The organism is Rhodobacter sp. CZR27 (assembly GCF_002407205.1).
In the GTDB taxonomy this organism is placed as follows: domain Bacteria; phylum Pseudomonadota; class Alphaproteobacteria; order Rhodobacterales; family Rhodobacteraceae; genus Cereibacter_A.
This window is the reverse complement of record NZ_CP023548.1, coordinates 1,930,100-1,946,632: the sequence shown is the minus strand read 5'-3', so window position 1 is coordinate 1,946,632 and position 16,533 is coordinate 1,930,100. Positions and strand designations below refer to the sequence as shown.

Annotated in this window: 16 protein-coding genes; 7 read left to right on the top strand and 9 right to left on the bottom strand. The window is 70.5% G+C overall.

Features of this window, described 5'->3' with window-relative positions:
* The first annotated feature begins 4 nt into the window (after window positions 1–4).
* Window positions 5–328, top strand: a complete 324-nt coding sequence (locus tag CK951_RS09470) for a hypothetical protein (RefSeq protein ID WP_232520601.1) — start codon at window positions 5–7, stop codon at window positions 326–328.
* 6 nt (window positions 329–334) lie between these two features.
* Here the strand turns inward: CK951_RS09470 and CK951_RS09465 are convergent, their stop codons facing one another.
* The 3 genes from CK951_RS09465 to CK951_RS09455 all read right to left on the bottom strand — a co-directional run bounded on the left by CK951_RS09465 (window position 335) and on the right by CK951_RS09455 (window position 3,495).
* On the bottom strand, window positions 335–979 hold the full coding sequence (locus CK951_RS09465; protein ID WP_096785910.1) for a response regulator transcription factor: 645 nt from the start codon (window positions 977–979) through the stop codon (window positions 335–337).
* Window positions 976–2,367 carry a sensor histidine kinase gene (locus CK951_RS09460; protein WP_096785909.1) on the bottom strand — a complete coding sequence of 464 codons (1,392 nt, stop codon included), beginning with the start codon at window positions 2,365–2,367 and terminating at the stop codon, window positions 976–978. The genes CK951_RS09465 and CK951_RS09460 overlap by 4 nt, the downstream gene beginning before the upstream one ends.
* Window positions 2,368–2,616: 249 nt before the next feature.
* A complete protein-coding gene (locus tag CK951_RS09455; protein WP_096785908.1) occupies window positions 2,617–3,495 on the bottom strand; it encodes a LysR family transcriptional regulator in 879 nt (292 codons plus the stop codon).
* 161 nt (window positions 3,496–3,656) lie between these two features.
* Between CK951_RS09455 and CK951_RS09450 the strand changes: the two genes are divergently transcribed.
* The 5 genes from CK951_RS09450 (at window position 3,657) to CK951_RS09430 (ending at window position 7,305) form a co-directional block, all read left to right on the top strand.
* A complete protein-coding gene (locus CK951_RS09450) occupies window positions 3,657–4,586 on the top strand; it encodes a ring-cleaving dioxygenase (protein WP_096785907.1) in 930 nt (309 codons plus the stop codon).
* A 270-nt stretch (window positions 4,587–4,856) separates the two neighbouring features.
* Window positions 4,857–5,474, top strand: a complete 618-nt coding sequence (locus tag CK951_RS09445) for an alpha/beta hydrolase (RefSeq protein WP_096785906.1) — start codon at window positions 4,857–4,859, stop codon at window positions 5,472–5,474.
* Between the two features lie 147 nt (window positions 5,475–5,621).
* The gene (locus CK951_RS09440; protein ID WP_096785905.1) at window positions 5,622–5,963 is read left to right on the top strand and encodes a helix-turn-helix transcriptional regulator; all 342 of its coding nucleotides are present in this window, start codon (window positions 5,622–5,624) and stop codon (window positions 5,961–5,963) included.
* Window positions 5,960–6,436 carry an SRPBCC family protein gene (locus tag CK951_RS09435; protein WP_096785904.1) on the top strand — a complete coding sequence of 159 codons (477 nt, stop codon included), beginning with the start codon at window positions 5,960–5,962 and terminating at the stop codon, window positions 6,434–6,436. The genes CK951_RS09440 and CK951_RS09435 overlap by 4 nt, the downstream gene beginning before the upstream one ends.
* Window positions 6,433–7,305 carry an SRPBCC family protein gene (locus tag CK951_RS09430; protein ID WP_096785903.1) on the top strand — a complete coding sequence of 291 codons (873 nt, stop codon included), beginning with the start codon at window positions 6,433–6,435 and terminating at the stop codon, window positions 7,303–7,305. Before CK951_RS09435 ends, CK951_RS09430 begins: the two co-directional genes overlap by 4 nt.
* A 42-nt stretch (window positions 7,306–7,347) precedes the next feature.
* On the opposite strand, the gene CK951_RS09425 is transcribed toward CK951_RS09430, so the two are convergent.
* From CK951_RS09425 to kdpF, 6 genes are read right to left on the bottom strand one after another with little or no spacing between them, the layout of a single operon-like run.
* Window positions 7,348–8,046 carry a response regulator gene (locus tag CK951_RS09425; protein WP_096785902.1) on the bottom strand — a complete coding sequence of 233 codons (699 nt, stop codon included), beginning with the start codon at window positions 8,044–8,046 and terminating at the stop codon, window positions 7,348–7,350.
* Window positions 8,043–10,733, bottom strand: coding sequence for a sensor histidine kinase KdpD (locus tag CK951_RS09420; protein ID WP_096785901.1), 2,691 nt, complete (start codon window positions 10,731–10,733; stop codon window positions 8,043–8,045). The genes CK951_RS09425 and CK951_RS09420 overlap by 4 nt, the downstream gene beginning before the upstream one ends.
* Before the next feature lie 4 nt (window positions 10,734–10,737).
* Complete coding sequence (kdpC, locus tag CK951_RS09415; protein ID WP_096785900.1) at window positions 10,738–11,322, bottom strand: potassium-transporting ATPase subunit KdpC; 585 nt, start codon at window positions 11,320–11,322, stop codon at window positions 10,738–10,740.
* A gap of 12 nt (window positions 11,323–11,334) precedes the next feature.
* A complete protein-coding gene (gene kdpB, locus CK951_RS09410; protein ID WP_096785899.1) occupies window positions 11,335–13,368 on the bottom strand; it encodes a potassium-transporting ATPase subunit KdpB in 2,034 nt (677 codons plus the stop codon).
* A gap of 11 nt (window positions 13,369–13,379) precedes the next feature.
* Window positions 13,380–15,062, bottom strand: coding sequence for a potassium-transporting ATPase subunit KdpA (gene kdpA / locus CK951_RS09405; RefSeq protein ID WP_096785898.1), 1,683 nt, complete (start codon window positions 15,060–15,062; stop codon window positions 13,380–13,382).
* A gap of 10 nt (window positions 15,063–15,072) precedes the next feature.
* A complete protein-coding gene (gene kdpF / locus CK951_RS22080) occupies window positions 15,073–15,159 on the bottom strand; it encodes a K(+)-transporting ATPase subunit F (protein WP_096785897.1) in 87 nt (28 codons plus the stop codon).
* Between the two features lie 539 nt (window positions 15,160–15,698).
* Between kdpF and CK951_RS09395 the strand changes: the two genes are divergently transcribed.
* Window positions 15,699–16,382, top strand: a complete 684-nt coding sequence (locus CK951_RS09395; protein ID WP_096785896.1) for a fumarylacetoacetate hydrolase family protein — start codon at window positions 15,699–15,701, stop codon at window positions 16,380–16,382.
* Window positions 16,383–16,533: the final 151 nt, after the last annotated feature.

Below are 16,533 nucleotides of genomic sequence, written 5' to 3'. Positions count from 1 at the left end.
CGAAATGAAGAACCCGGCCGGCCGCACCATCGTCGAGCGTCCGGCCACGGCGGCCGACCTCGAGCTTCTGGCGCAGGCGCGGCAGGGGCTCACGCCCGCCTCGGCACGCAAACCGCAGGCAGCTCCTGTCCGGCGGGGCACCGGCGGCGGCGGTGTCGTCGCAAAACTCGAGGTCAGCGGCGCCAACATCGAGGTCACCTATACCGACGGCTGGAGGGAGGAGATCGAGAACGGTCGCTACGAACTCAAGGACGACCTGAACCGCACCGTCATCGAGCGGCCGGCGCGGCGGGCGGATCGCAAGCGGCTGATGAGCGCCATGAACTGAACGGACTCAGGAACCGCCCCAGTGCCGGTGCGCCATCAGCGCGGCCTCGGTGCGGTTCCTGACCTGCAGCTTCTGCAGGATCGCCGTCATGTAGTGCTTCACCGTCTTTTCCTGGAGGTCGAGCGCCAGCGCGACCTCCTTGTTGCTGCGGCCCTCGGCCACGAGCCGCAGGATCTCCTCCTCCCGCGCCGTGAGCTGGTCGATGGGTGCGGCCGCCCCCTGCGCCCGCGGCGACTTCAGCCGCGTCAGCACCTTGGCGGCGAGCGAGGGCGCCACATAGGTCCGCCCCGCCACCAGATCCTCGAGAACCGAGACCAGCTCGCGCGAGCCGATGCCCTTGAGCAGGTAGCCCGAAGCCCCGGCCGCAAGCGCCTCGATCACCCGGTCGTCGTCCTCCGACACCGTGAGCATCGCGATCAGCGGCGCGGGCCGGTGCGCCGCGATCTCGCGCAGCGCCATCATGCCGCCGTCCGGCATGGACAGGTCCAGCACCACCAGATCGGGCGCGAGCCGTTCGGCAAGCTCCACCGCCTCGCGACCCGACGCCGCCTCGCCCACGACCTCGAAGCTCGCGCTTTCCTGCAGCGTTCGCGCGACGCCCGCGCGGAACAGCGGGTGATCATCGGCCAGCACGACGCGCTTTCGTGTCATCTCTCTCCCCCGGTCCGGAGGGTCATGCCGATCTCGGCACCACCCGTTGCAGAATGTCCCGCCTCGAAGCAGCCGCCGAGGCTTTCGATGCGATCCCGCAGGCCGGTCAGGCCGAGGCCGAAGCCCGGTCCGCCCTCGCCAAAGCCGCTGCCGCCATCCGCCACGCGCAACTCGATGCTGTCGTCGTGGCCGGTGAGCGAGACGCGAAGGCCGGCGCCGCCGGCGTGGCGGCTTGCATTGTTCAGCCCTTCCTGCACGAAGCGGTAGATGCAGATCCGGGTGGCGGGCGTGATGCCCGCGGTCGGGACGCTCTCGAGTTGCTCGGCGACGGTCTCGCCTGTCCGGTCGCGATGCGCGGCGATCGCCATGCGGGCCACCTCGTCCGGGGGCTTGTCCGCGATATCGGGCAGCGTCAGTCCACGCGAGATCCCCCGAACCTCCGCCATCGCCATCGCCAGCGCGTCCCGCACGCTTTCCAGCTCGCGCCGGGCGGCCTCGTCGGCCTGGGCATCACGCAGGTCGTCAAGCCGGAGCGCGGCAAAGGCAAGATACTGCGCCGGCCCGTCGTGCAGGTCGGCCCCGATGCGGCGCAGGGCATGTTCCGCCGTGGCCGTGGCCCGCGCCGCCGCCTCCTCGATGCGCAACCGCAGGTCGCGGTTGTGACTGGACAGCCCGCGCAGCTCCTCGAGCCGGGCATCGAGGTCGCGCCGTTGCGCCTCGATCGTGCGGCTGCCGCCCAGCACGATGAGATAGAGCGCCGCCCCAAGGCTGGTGCCGACCAGACCGACCGTCAGCCAGGCCGAGCGCCGCGCAGAGGCGAGATCGTCGGCCAGTTGCCGGTTGATCTCGTAGAACTCGGCGACCGCGATGATATCGCCCGACCAGACTTCGCGGATCGGGCTGTAGATCTCGAGCAGCGGCAGGCCCATCGCGGCCTCGGCCCTGTCCTCGACATCGCCGAGCCGCTCGAACTCGGCCGAGATCTTGCCGGCCCAGGCGCCGCGCAACCCTTCCGACGCGGGGAAGCTGCGGCCGATCAATGTCTTGTCCGAGGCTTCGACCACCCGCCCGCCGGGCTTCCAGATCTTGTAGGACACGACGCGCTGGCCGAGCGGCGTGTTGGTGAAGATCTCTTCCAGTGCGCGCCGGGCGTTGTCCGAGAGCTGCTCGCTGCCGGCCAGCTGCTGGCTGATCGGAGAGATGAAGCTTTCCATGTAGAGCGCGGTCGCCGTCGCCGTGTTCCGGACCACGCTGTCCTCGATGCGTGACGTGACGAAGAGGCCGACCAGAAGCGATGCCACCGCCAGCACGACGCCCCCCGCCAGGCCGAAGCGCGCGGCGAGGGAGAAGTGCTGCCAGCGGCGGGCGAGGGGTTGGGCGAAGGTCATGGGCCCTTATCGCAGAGGCGAACCGCTCCGCATACGGCCTTTCGTCGGGGGTGGGGCAGGGTTTTGCGGGATCGTCTTCAAAGCCATGGAGGACGGGGGCGATGCCCCGCCAAGCGCGGCGCCGATCCCCGCTCGCGCGCCGCGCCGGACGCCGGCGCCGTCGAGGCCGGTCGAGTCTGCCGCATCCACTTGCGACGTGGTGCGCCAGAGGGAATGGGAACAGCAGTTTCCGTCCTTGTCTCCATCCGGTCATGCCGTCCCTTCAATCAAGGACTTTCGCTTGCGGATCTCGCCTGCGACGAAATCCAGGAAGACGCGCACGCGGGCCGAGTGGCGCAGTTCTGGGTGGGTCAGGAGCCAGAGATCGGCCGCGAATTCGGGGATCGGGTCCGAGAGCCGGATGAGGTCTGCGCGCCCGTCGCCGATGAAGCAGGGCAGGTGGCCCACCCCGATCCCCGCGGCGATCGCCTCGGCCAAGCCCACGAGGCTGTTCAGCCGATAGACCAGCCGCTCGGGCGGGATCTCCCGGCGCTCGGCCTTCACCACCTTGAGCCCGGAGAAGGCGTCGTTCAGGGCAGCCCAGGTGGGGATGGCGCCGGACTCGCGCGGGCCGTAGAGCGCCCAGCCGATGCGGGCGGCGCGGCGGCCGACCAGCGCTTCGGGTGGCGCCTCGGTGGCGCGGATGGCCACGTCCGCGTCGCGCTTCGAAAGGTTCAGCGCCTCGTCCGAGGTCACCACGTCCAGCCGCACCTCCGGGCAGCTGCGCTGGAAGGCAGCGAGGATCGGCGTCAGCAGGTGGACGAGCAGCGCCTCGCTCGTCGTCACCCGCAACTCGCCCGCGGGCTGGATCTCCTGCCCGGCGACGCGGCGGGTGAAGGCGCGGATGTCGCCGTCGACCCGCTCGGCCAGCGCCACCATCTCCTCGCCTGCGGGGGTCGGCGCATAGCCCGTGCGGTGCCGCTCGAAGAGCCGGGTGCCGAGGCTTTCCTCGATCTGGCCGAGCCGGCGGAACACGGTGGAATGAGCGATGCCCAATGCCGCTGCGGCCCCGGTCAGCCCCTGGGCCTCGGCCACTGCCCTCACCAGTCGGAAATCATCCCATGCGAGCTTCCGGAACGGGTCGGTCATGGAACCTCCGCGGGAATGTCTGTGCGGGCGCGCAAGAAGATCATCAATGATGCAAGGGTAATCTTGCATTGATGCAAGGGCAAGCGGGGTGACGCTCCGGCGGCGGCTTCCCATCTTCCTCGCAACGCAATAGGGGCCGCCCCGGCCCCGAGGAGGATCCCATGACACACGGCCTGCACCATGTCACCGCCATCTCCGGCCCGGCGCGCCGCAACCTCGACTTCTACACCCGCACGCTGGGCCTGCGCCTCGTCAAGAAGACGGTGAACTTCGACGACCCCGGCAGCTACCACCTCTACTACGGCAACGGCGAGGCCGAGCCGGGCAGCCTGCTGACGTTCTTCCCGTGGGACCATGCGGCGCCGGGCCGTGTCGGGATCGGCGAGACGCAGGAGACCCGCTTCCGCGTGCCCGAGGCCGCCATCGGCTTCTGGACCCACCGCCTGATCGCGGAAGGCGTGCCGCACGAGGCGCCGGTCCGGCTGTTCGGCGAGACGGTGCTGGCCTTCCGCGACCCCGACGGGATGCGGCTGTCGCTGGTCGGCGTGCCGAGGATCGAGGACGAGGCCGCGGGTGAAACCGGAACCATCCCGGCCGAGGCTGCGATCCGGGGCCTGCACGGCGTGAGCCTTCTGCTGCGCGAGGTGGGCGCCACGGGGGCGATCCTGACCGACGTCCTCGGCTTCGCGGACGCGGGGCGCGAGGGCACCACCCATCGCTTCCGCGCCAGCGGCGGCATCGGCGGCCTCGTCGACATCCGCGAGGCGGGGGATTTCCTGCCGGGCCGGATGGGGGCGGGATCGGTCCATCACATCGCCTTCCGCGCCGCCGACGATGCGGAACAGGCGGCGATGCGGGCGCGGCTGGCCGGGAACCACCGGCTGCCGACGACCGAGCAGCAGGACCGCAACTACTTCCGCTCGCTCTACTTCCGTGAACCGGGGGGCGTGCTGTTCGAGATCGCCACCGACATCCCCGGCTTCACGGTGGACGAACCGCTGGCCGACCTCGGAAGCGCGCTGAAGCTGCCGGCACAGTTCGAGCCCTTTCGGCACGAGATCGAGGCCCGCCTGCCGGCGCTGGCCGACTGACTTGCCCGGAGGCGCCCCGGCGCCTCCGGCAGCGGGAAGAACCCAACGGACTGCGCGTCGATGGCCTCTGGCAGAACCGCGGGTGTGCCACCAGGGCAACCGGCGGGCGCCTCGTCGGCGACGGCGGACCCAAGGATGGGCCGCTTCCGGGCGGCGCCTGCGTGCTGACGGCGGCCCGGCTTGACCCAGCCCCTCGGCTGCGACGTGCTTCCGCGCACGATGATCCCGCCACCCCATGATGCGGCGTCGCTTCTGCGCCTAGGAGGCTCCATGACCACCGACACCCTCTCGCACATCCACCGCCTTGTTCCCGGGACGGATCCGAACCGCCGCCCGGTTCTGCTGCTGCACGGCACCGGCGGCGACGAGACCGACCTTTTGCCGCTGGGGCGGGCCGTGGCGCCGGGCGCGGCGCTGCTGTCGCCGCGCGGAGCGGTGCTCGAACACGGGCGGCCGCGCTTCTTCCGCCGCCTTGCCGAAGGCATCTTCGACGAGACCGACGTAAGGCGTCGCGCCCATGATCTGGCGGATTTCGTTCTGGCCGCGCGCGAGCGCTACCGGCTGGATACACCGCTTGCCCTCGGGTTCTCGAACGGCGCCAACGTCGCGGCGGCGGTGCTGCACCTGCGGCCCGAGGCGCTGGCCGGTGCGGTCCTGCTCAGGGCCATGGTGCCGCTGACCGAGCCGCCTGTGGCGCGGCTCGACGGCCTGCCGGTCCTGCTGCTTTCCGGCAGCGCCGATCCGATCGTGCCGGCCGAGAACGCCGCCCGCCTTTCGGCGCGGCTTGCCGGGGCAGGGGCCACCCTCGAGCACCACGTTCTTCCGGCTGGACACGGGCTGACCCAGGCCGACCTCGACCTGACGACGGCCTGGCTCGCCCGGCACTGAGCAGGCCACGGGTTGCTGCAGCGCGGGCCGCATCCCCGGCACGAGCGGCGAGGCAGAAGGCGTTTCCTGGTCGGGCACCTACAGTAAACTTAGCCGATTGCCAAACTTTCCCTTGCCTCCGCACGGCGAGGCGTTACAGTTAGACGCATGGCTAAGCATGAGCCCGATCTGTCGCTGCTCTTCCACGCCCTTGCGGACCCGACCCGCCGGGCGATCCTGACGCGCCTTGCCAGCGGGCCGGCGCCGGTCACCGAACTGGCCCGGCCCACCGGACTTCGGCTGCCCACCGTGATGCGGCATCTTTCGGTGCTGGAAGAGGCGGGACTGATCGCCACCGCCAAGGATGGGCGTGTGCGCACCTGCGCCATCGTCCCCGAGGCGCTGGCGCCCATGCGCAGCTGGCTCGACGAGCAGCGGGCCCTGTGGGAGGCGCGGCTCGACCGGCTGGACGATTACGTGATGACGCTGATGAAGGAGCGCGAGACATGACGCCCGACCTCGATCCGCAGACCGACCTGAGCTTCACCCGCACGCTGGCCGCACCCCGGTCGCTGATCTGGGAGTGCTGGACCGACCCGAAGCACATCCCGCATTTCTTCGTGCCCGCGCCGCACAAGGTGACCGCGGTCGACATCGACCTGCGGGTCGGCGGGCGGTTCGACACCACCTTCGAGGTCGAGGGCAATGCGATGGAGAACCACGGCGTCTATCTCGAGGTGGTGCCGGGCGAGAAACTGGTCTTCACCGACGCCTACACCGAGGGCTGGAAGCCGGCGCCCGAGCCCTTTATGACCGCGATCCTGCTGCTGTCCGACGCCCCCGGCGGCGGCACGACCTACACCGCCATCGCCCGTCACCGCAATCCCGAGGCCCGCAAGGCGCATGAGGAGATGGGGTTCATCGACGGCTGGGGAACGGTGGCCACGCAGCTCGAGACCTATGCGAGGAGCCTGATGCCATGAGCGGCTGTGCGACGCTGACCTTCGAGCGCCAGGTGTCCGCCCCCGTCGAGACGCTCTGGCAGGCCTGGACGGCGCCCGCCGCGCGCGCGGTCTGGGCCGCACCCGCGCCCTCGGTGACGGTGGACTTCCTCGAGGCCGACACGAGGGTCGGCGGGCGCGAGGTCTCGCTCTGCAAGGTCGAGGGGCAGCCCGACATCCGTTGCGAGGTCGGCTGGCTGGACCTGCAGCCGGCCCGGCGCAGCGTGAACTACGAGGTGATCGCGTCGGACGGGGTCACGCAGTCGGCGGCGCTGGTGACGGCGGAGGTCGCGCCCGCGGGCGAGGGGAGCCGGCTGGTCGTGACGGTGCAACTCTCCTCGCTCGCCGAGGACATGGAAGCGGGCTACCGGCAGGGCTTCGGCGCGGGGCTGGACAATCTGGCAGGCGTCGCAGGGCGGACCATGGTGCTCCGCCGCGTGATCCGGGCCCCGCGCGAGGTCGTGTGGCAGGCCTGGATGAACTCGGAAACCCTGCCCCGGTGGTGGGGACCCGAGGGCTTCTCCTGCCGGACCAGGCGCATCGACCTGCGGGCTGGCGGCGAATGGGTTTTCGACATGATCGCGCCGGACGGCACGATCTACCCGAACCACCACCTCTATGGCGAGGTCCGGACCGGAGAACGCCTCGACTACACGCTTCTGTGGGGCGAGAACGGACCGAAGCATGCCGACGCCTGGGCCGCATTCGAGGACACCTCCGGTGGGACGACCGTGACGCTCGGCATGGTCTTCAGCACGGCGGCCGAGTTCCAGGAGGCGCAGGGCTTCGGCGCGCTGGAACTCGGGCAGCAGACCCTGGGCAAGCTGGCGCGTTTCGTGGGGGCCGCGTGACGCGTGCATCCGAGGCACCGCCTGCCGCATTCCGTGCCGCGCTCAGACGTCACGGAAACGGTAGCCGAGGCCGGGTTCGGTGAAGATCCAGCGCGGATCGGCGGCATCGTCGCCGAGCTTCGCGCGAAGCTGCCGCACGTAGACACGGAGATACTGGCTGTCGTCGGTGTGGCTCGGACCCCAGAGGGTCCTGAGGATCGCGCCCTGCGTCACCAGCCGGCCGGGTTGCGCGGCAAGCAGGCGCAGCAGGTCGAATTCGCGCTTCGTTAGCTTCACCTCGGCGCCGTCCAGACTCACCCGATGCGCGGCAAGGTCGATGCGGAGTCCCTCCGCCTCGATCACTGCAGGCGCGCCGGGGGTGGCACGGTCGCGCAGCACAGCCCGCAACCGGGCCAGGAACTCGCGGATGCCGAAGGGTTTCGTAACGTAGTCCTGGGCGCCCGCATCGAGGGCCGCGACCTTGCCCGCCTCGTCGCTCCGGACCGAGAGCACGAGCACCGGCACCTGCGACCACTCGCGCACCGCGCGCAGTACCTCGATCCCGTCGCGGTCGGGCAGCCCGAGGTCGAGCACGATGGCCGCCGGCGAGTCGAGCGCCGCCCGCTCGATGCCCTCGCGCGCCGTCGCGGCCTCGATCACCACATGGCGCTCGGCCTCCAGCGCCACGCGCAGGAAGCGGCGGATCGACGGCTCGTCGTCCACGATCAGGATGCGGGCAGTGTCGGGTGGTGTCTTGCTCATTCGACCTCCTTTTCCTCCGCCGCGCGCGGCAGGTCGATGACGATGCGGGTGCCGTGCCCGTCGGCGCGCGCGGCCTCGGCGCGGATGCGCCCGCCCTGTATCTCCAGCAGGCCCCGGCAGATCGCAAGGCCAAGGCCGGTGCCGGCCCGCTGCCGGTCGCCGCCTGCCACGCGGTAGAACATGTCGAAGACCTTCTTGCGATCGGCCGGGGGGATGCCCGGCCCTTCGTCGGCGACCGCCAGCAGCACCCGGTCCGCCTCGGGCCAGGCCGACACCGAAAGCGCGCTTCCGGGCGGCGAATACTTGGCTGCGTTGTCGAGCACATTCACCAGAACCTGCTCCACCAGAACCGGATCGGCCAGCGCCGGCGGCAGGTCGGCGGGCAGGTCGAGGCGCAGATCAAAGCCGGTCAGCACCGTCCGCAGGCGGCTGCGGGCCATGCCCACAAGGTCGGCAAGATCGGTGGGTGCCACTTTCGGCTGCAGCGCGCCATGGCCGAGCCGCGTCATGTCGAGCAGGTTCTGCACGTAGCGGTCGAGCCGCTGGCCTTCGTCGCGGATCGTCTCGGCCAGCGCCACCCGCGCGCCATGACCGAGGCCCTCGGGCTCGACGAGGCTTTCGGCCGCGCCGATGATCGAGACGAGGGGGGTTCGGAGGTCGTGGCTGACCGAGGAGAGAAGCGCCGTGCGCAGCCGGTCGGTCTCGGCCTCGAGCCGCGCGCCCTCGAGGTCCCCCGCCAGCCGCACGCGCTCCATCGCCAGCGAGACCTGATCGATCAGCGCCTCGAGGAGCCTGCGGTTCACCGGCGAGAATGGCTGGCCGCCTTCGTAGGACACGCCGATCACGCCCAGCCGCCGCTCGCCCGCCCGGATCGGCAGGAACAGCCACTCGGCCGCGGGCAGCGTGGCCGAGCCACGGCCCGCCTCCTCGCCGCGCTCCCAGGCGTAGCGCGCGGCGGTCATGTCGCGGACGCCCAGCCGGTCCTCGGGCGGGAAGCCGCCGGCGACGCGCAACTCGCCGGCGTCATCGGGAGCGAGCAGCACCGTGCGGCAGGCGAGCGTCATGCTGACATGGCTCACCGCCGCCCAGACCACGTCGTCGAAGCTGGCGGCGCCAGCGACGCGCCGGCTGAAGTCGTAGAGCTTGGTGGTGCGGTCGGCGGCTGCGCGTTGCGCCTCGATCCGGGCGCGGAGTTCCGCGGCGAGCCCTCCGGTCAGCAGCGAGGCCACGAGGAAGAGGCAGAGCGTCAGGATCTCTTCGCGGCGGGTGATCGTGAAGGTATGTCGGGGGTCGGTGAAGAAGAAGTTGTAGGCGAGAAAGCCCGAGAGCGCCGTCAGGATCGAAGGCCAGCGCCCGAAGCGCCCCGCCACCACGATCACTGCCGTCATGAAAAGCAGCGCGAGGCTCGCCACCGGCAGCAGGCGGTCGACCACGAAGGCCGCCCCGGTGGCCGCGCCCGTCGCCACCAGCGCCCAGGCTGCGGCCGGCGGATGGACCTGCATCGCCGGGCCCGGACCCGCCGGCCGGCGTGGCGCGTCGCCCTCGGCGGAGACAAGGGTCATCTCGAAGTCGGTGCCGAGGGCGAGGAGCCGCTCGGCCACCCGCTCGCGGAACGGATGCAGCAGCCGGTCGAGCGGTTTCCGCGGCCGGGGCCGGCCGACGATGATGCGGCGCACGTTGCTGCGGCGGGCGAAGTCGAGGATCTCGCGCGCGACGTCGCCTTCGGTCTGGATGTTGGCGATGGAAGCGCCCAGCCGCTCGGCGAGGCGCAGCGCCAGCGCAAGTTCGTCGCGCGCGCCGTCGGGCAGGGTCTCGATCCGGGGCGAGGTGACGGCGAGCGCGATCCACTCCACCCGCGCCCGGTCGGCGGATCGCTTGGCGGCGCGGATGGCGTTGCGCGCCGCCGGGCTGTCCGAGACGCAGACCAGCAGACGCTCCTGCGCGGGCCAGGGACCGGGGATGGCATTCGCCGCCATGTGCTCGCGCAGTTGCGCATCCACCCGGTCGGCGGCCGCCCGCATCGCGAGTTCGCGCAGCGCGGTCAGGTTGCCCTTGGCGAAGAAGTTCTGCACCGCCCGCGCCGCCTGATCGGGAAAGTAGACCTTGCCGGCATGCAGCCGCGCGATCAGGTCGTCGGGCGAGAGGTCCACCAGCTCGATCTCGTCGGCGCGGTCGAGGATGCCGTCGGGCACCGTCTCGCGCACCCGGATGCCGGTGATGCGCGCGACCGGATCGTTCAGCGTCTCGACATGCTGGACGTTCAGCGTCGTCCAGACATCGATCCCGGCCGCCAGAACCTCGTCGACATCCTGCCAGCGCTTCTCGTGCCGGCTGCCCTCGACGTTGGTATGCGCCAGTTCGTCGATCAGCGCGAGCCGGGGGTGGCGGACCAGCAGCGCATCGAGATCCATCTCGGAGAGGATCCGGCCGCGGTAATAGGCGGGCCTGCGCGGCAGGACGGGCAGGCCGTCGAGCAGCGCCTCGGTCTCGGCCCGGCCGTGGGTCTCGATCACCGCAGCCAGCACGTCGACGCCTTCGGCGAGCTTCAGCCGGGCGGCTTCCAGCATCGCAAAGGTCTTGCCGACCCCGGGCGCCGCGCCGAGGAAGATCTTGAGCCGGCCGCGCCCTTCGCGCGCGGCTTCGGCAAGGAATGCCTCGGGTCGGGGTCGAACATCCGCCTCGGGCATCAGGTCACTCCGGGTTGCCTGCAAGGGAGAGGGCCGGAAGCTCGGCATCTAGCGCAAGGTTGACGGCGAGCACGTTGACCCGGGGCAGACCCCAGAGACCCAGCAGCGGCGGCTCGATACGGGCCTCGATCAGCCGGCGCACCGCGACCGGGTCCACGCCGCGCGAGGTGGCGATCCGGGTTGCCTGCGCCAGCGCGGTTTCGGGCGAGACATGCGGGTCGAGGCCGCTGGCCGAGGTCGTCACGGCGTCGACCGGGGTGGGCGCGCCGTTCGCGGCGGCGAACGCCGCCTTCCGCTCGCTGACCGCCGTCACCAACGCCGCCGATGTCGGCCCGAGGTTCGAGGCCGAGGAACCGGCCGCGTTCCAGCCGCTCGCCGAGGGCCGCGGGTGAAGATACTTTCCTTGCGCGAAGGCCTGCCCGATGAGCGCCGAGCCCACGACCTGACCCTCGCGCCGGATCAGGCTTCCCGCGGCGCGGTCGGGGGCGAGGGCCGCGGCGAGGCCGGTCATTGCCAGCGGATAGGCGAGCCCTGTGACGAGCGTCATCGCGGCGAGCATCACGAGGGCCGGACGGATGTGCGACAGCATGGCGGCCTCCTTTCAGGCGATGCCGAGGGCGGAAAGCCCGATGTCGATGATCTTGATGCCGACAAAGGGCACGACCAGCCCTCCGAGGCCGTAAATCGCCAGGTTCCGCCGCAGAAGCGCTGCCGCCGAGGCGGGGACGTATCCCACGCCCTTCAGCGCCAGCGGGATCAGCGCGACGATGACCAGCGCGTTGAAGATCACGGCCGAGAGGATGGCGCTCTCGGGGCTTGCGAGCTGCATGACGTTCAGCGCGCCAAGTCCCGGATACGCGGCGACGAAGATCGCCGGCAGGATCGCGAAGTATTTCGCCACGTCGTTGGCAATCGAGAAGGTGGTGAGCGAGCCGCGGCTGATCAGCAGCTCCTTGCCCACCATCACCACCTCGATCAGCTTCGTGGGGTCGCTGTCGAGGTCGATGAGGTTCGCAGCCTCCTTTGCCGCCGGGGTGCCCGAGTTCATCGCCACCCCCACGTCGGCCTGCGCCAGCGCCGGCGCATCGTTCGAGCCGTCGCCGCACATCGCGACCATGCGGCCCTGCGCCTGTTCGCGGCGGATGTAGTCGAGCTTCATCTCGGGCGTGGCCTCGGCCAGGAAATCGTCCACCCCCGCTTCCGCGGCGATCGCGGCGGCGGTCAGGGGATTGTCCCCGGTGATCATCACCGTGCGGATGCCGATCCGGCGCAGCTCGGCGAAGCGCGTCCGCACCCCCGGTTTCACCACGTCCTTTAGGTGGATCGCGCCGAGGATGCGGTCGTCTTCCGAGACCAGAAGCGGCGTCCCGCCCGAACGCGAGATCGCCTCGACCTCGGCGGCGACGCGCGGATCGGGGACGCGCCCGGTATGGCGCAGCACGGCATCAACCGCGCCCTTGCGCAGGCTCCGCCCGTCCGCGAGATCGACGCCCGACAGCCGGGTCGTGGCCGAGAACGGCACGACCGCCCCCTCGGGCGCGGCAAGCCCGCCTACCAGCGCGCGGGCCTTCTCGACGATGGACTTGCCCTCGGGCGTCTCGTCGGCCAGCGAGGCGAGCATCGCGCAGTGCGCGATCTGCCGCTCGGTCACGCCATCGGCCGGCACGAAGCGGTCGGCCATGCGGTTGCCGAAGGTGATGGTGCCGGTCTTGTCCAGAAGCAGCGTGTCCACGTCGCCCGCCGCCTCGACCGCGCGGCCCGACTTGGCGATGACGTTGGCTTTCACCAGCCGGTCCATTCCGGCGATGCCGATGGCCGACAGAAGCCCGCCGATCGTCGTGGGGATCAGCGTGACGAACAGCGCGCCAAGGAACACGACCGGGATCGTGGTGCCCGAGAAGCGCGCGAAGGGCTCGAGCGTCACCACCACGAACAGGAAGATCAGCGTGAGGCCCGCAAGCAGGATGTTCAGCGCGATCTCGTTCGGGGTCTTCTTGCGCTCGGCGCCCTCGACCAGCGCGATCATCCGGTCAAGGAAGCTCTTGCCCGGTTCGGCGGTGACCTTCAGCACCAGGCTGTCCGAGACGATCCGCGTGCCCCCCGTGACGGACGAGCGGTCGCCGCCGCTCTCGCGGATCACCGGGGCGCTCTCGCCGGTGATGGCGCTTTCATCGACCGAGGCCACGCCCCTGACCACCTCGGCGTCCGCCGGGATCAGGTCGCCCGCCACCACAAGGACCAGCTGCCCCTTGCGGAGGCTCGCCGAGGAGGCCCTCGCGGCGCTCACCGGATCGGCATCGGCGGAAGCCAGAAGCTTCACCGGCGTGTCGGACCGGCTGGCGCGCAGGCTGTCGGCGCGGGCGCGGCCGCGGCCCTCGGCCAGCGCCTCGGCGAAGTTCGCAAAGAGCACCGCGACCCAGAGCCAGAAAGAGATGTGCAGCGCAAGAAGGCCGCGGCCTGCGTCGCGGGTCAGATCCGCGACCCCGAGAATCGTGGTCAGCAGCGCCGTCAGCGCCGTGACGAAGATCACCGGGTTGCGCGACAGGCTGCGCGGGTCGAGCTTGACGAAGGCCTGCCGCAGGGCCGCCGGGGCCAGCGCGGCAAGGTGGACCTCGGGACGGGGATGTTTCGACATCGGATGCCTCCTCAGAAGGTCTGGCCCGCGACGAGCGCGGTCTGTTCGGCCAGCGGCCCGAGCGCCAGCACCGGGAAGAAGGTCAGCGCGCCCAGCACCAGCACGGTCAGCATGAGCAGCATGACGAAAAGCGGCCCATGCGTCGGGAAGGTGCCCGCCGTGACGGGGGCCGGCTGCTTGCGGATCAGCGATCCCGCGATGGCCAGCATCGGCACGATGATCGCGTAGCGTCCGAGCAGCATGACGAGCCCGAGCGCCGTGGTCTGGAACGGCGTCGCCGCCCCCCAGCCCGCGAAGGCCGAGCCGTTGTTGCCTGTGGCCGAGAAATAGGCGTAGAGGATCTCGCTCAGGCCATGGGGTCCTGCATCCTGCACCGAGGCGAGCGCCGCGGGCGCGCTCGCCGCAATCGCGCCGCCGACGAGGATGCCGAGCGGCATCGACAGGAACGCGAGCACCGCCAGCACCACCTCGCGCGCCTCGATCCTGCGGCCGAGGTATTCCGGCGTGCGCCCCACCATCAGCCCGGCGAGGAACACCGCGAGCACGACGTAGAGCAGCATCCCGTAGAGGCCCGAGCCTACGCCGCCGAAGATCACCTCGCCCACCTGCATGTTCACCAGCATCACGAGGCCCGAGAGCGGCATGAAGCTGTCGTGCATGGCATTGACCGAGCCGTTCGAGGCCGCGGTGGTCGCCGCCGCCCAGAGCGCCGAGAGCATGGGGCCGAAGCGCTGCTCCTTGCCCTCCATGTTGCCGCCCGAAAGGCCGAGCAGCGGATTGCCCGCCGCCTCCTGCCAGATGATGACGGCAAGGCCGGCCAGGAACAGCAGCGCCATCGCGGTGAAGATCGCGCGGCCCTGCCGCATGTCGCCGGCCATCCGGCCGTAGAGCGAGCAGAAGCCCACGGGGATCACGAGGATCGCCCAGCACTGCACGAGGTTCGTGAGGATCGTCGGGTTCTCGAACGGATGCGCCGAGTTGACGCCGAAGAAGCCGCCGCCGTTGGTGCCAAGCTGCTTGATCGCGATCTGGCTTGCGGCGGGTCCGCGGGCGATGAGCTGCTCGGCGCCTACGAGCGTCACGGCCTTCACCGCGCCCAGCAGCGTCTGCGGCACGCCCTGCAGGATCAGCAGCAGCGCGACGACGACGGAGAGCGGCAGCAGGATGTAGAGGACGGACCGCACGAGGTCCTGCCAGAAGTTGCCCAGGGCTTCGCCCTTCGGCGCGGTGAAACCGCGGATCACCGCCACCGCCACTGCCATGCCGGTGCCCGCCGAGACGAAGTTCTGCACCGTGAGCCCAAGCATCTGGGACAGGTAGCTCGCCTGCGCCTCGCCCGAGTAGGCCTGCCAGTTGGTGTTCGTCACGAAGCTGACGGCGGTGTTGAAGGCGAGGTCCGGCGCCATGCCGCCGACCCCGTCGGGGTTCAACGGCAGCACGCCCTGAAGCCGCAGGATCGCATGGAGCAGCACGAACCCTGCCGCGTTGAAGGCGAGGACGGCCAGGGCATAGGCCGCCCAGCCCTGCGGCCGGGCCCCGCCCGCAAGCGCCAGAAGGCCGCGCTCGACGGGCCCCAGCAGGACCGAGATCGTCATGCGCTCGCCGGCATGGACGCGGCCCATGTAGAGGCCGAGGATCCAGCCGGTGACGGCCAGAACGAGAAGAAACAGCAGAAGGCCGGGAAGGTCGGTCATGGCGCCCTCCTCAGAAGCGCTCCGGCCGCAGGAGCGCGACCAGGAGATAGCCGAAGATCACGGCCGCGAAGGCGAGGCCGAGGACGAGGTCGAACATGGGTCACCTCAGGGCCGGGCGAGCGCTGCGACCGCCGCGGCGAAGGCCGCGAAGCCGCCGAGTCCGAGGGCGAGATAGATCACGTCGGTCATGGAGTTCCTCCTTGCCAGGGTGCGAAAAGGATGCGCCAGGCCAGCGTAAAGGCGCCATGCGGATCTGCGGACAAGCGCGTAAAGCGCGTGTAAAGATGGAGGGCACGACCGAGATCGGCCGAAGGGAGCAGCCTGCGGACAAGAGGACCGCGCCCGCCGGCCTCGGGCGTCGGGCCGGGCAGGTCGGATGATCCGGTGCAGGCATGATCGGCCAGGGCCCTGATGGAGCGGACCTTCAACCGTCGGCTCGCCGGGGTCCGGGTCCGCGTCGCCGTCCTGCACGGTGTGCCGGCCCTCGGCTTCCGTCCGTCGTCGGCACGGCTCACCCTCGGGCGTCCGCCTTCAGGTGGTCTGCGGGAAGGCGGCAGCGGTCAGGACTCTGCCGGATTGATGTCATGCCGGGCGCGCGCTACCGTCCCCAGCGTTCCATCCTCCGCATGAGGCCCCATGACCGACTTCGTGATCCCGGCTCCGCAAATCCCTGCGATTCCGGTCAGCGGCGGGGGCGACTTCCCCGTGCGCCGCGTCTACTGCATCGGCCGCAACTATGAGGCACATGCCGTCGAGATGGGACACGACCCGAATCGCGAGCCGCCGTTCTTTTTCCAGAAGAACCCCGACAACCTCGATCCGAGCGGCGAGTTTCCTTATCCGCCCCGCAGTTCCGACGTGCATCACGAGGTCGAGCTTCTCATCGCGTTGAAATCCGGCGGCACGAACATTCCGCCCGGGGAAGCGCTGAATCACGTCTGGGGCTATGCCGTGGCGCTGGACATGACGCGCCGCGACCTTCAGGCCGAGGCCAAGAAGCTGGGTCGCCCGTGGGAGATCGGCAAGGCGTTCGAACGCTCGGCCCCGGTGGCCCCGCTGGTGCCGGTCTCGCGGGTCGGTGTGCTGGACAGCGGCCGGATCGAACTGAAGGTGAATGGCACACTGCGGCAGGAAGGCGACCTGAGGCAGATGATCTGGAAGGTTCCGGAGATGATCGCCTGCCTGTCGGAATACTTCGAGTTGCGGGCCGGCGATGTGATCCTGTCGGGCACTCCGGCGGGCGTCGGTGCCGTGGCGCGCGGCGACACGATGGAAGCCACCATCGAGGGCCTCGACAGCCTCGTGGTCAGGGTCGTCTGACCGGCCGCACGTGCGCTGCAAGGACCGGTCGTGGCGTCGCCGCCGGCCCGTGCACTTCTAGCCGGATGCTTGCGGGGCACCGCAGCCCTTCGGCCTGCCTCGGGTCGGGTGAAAAGCCTGCCGTGATTCCATCGCCGCCGCTACCCATGGG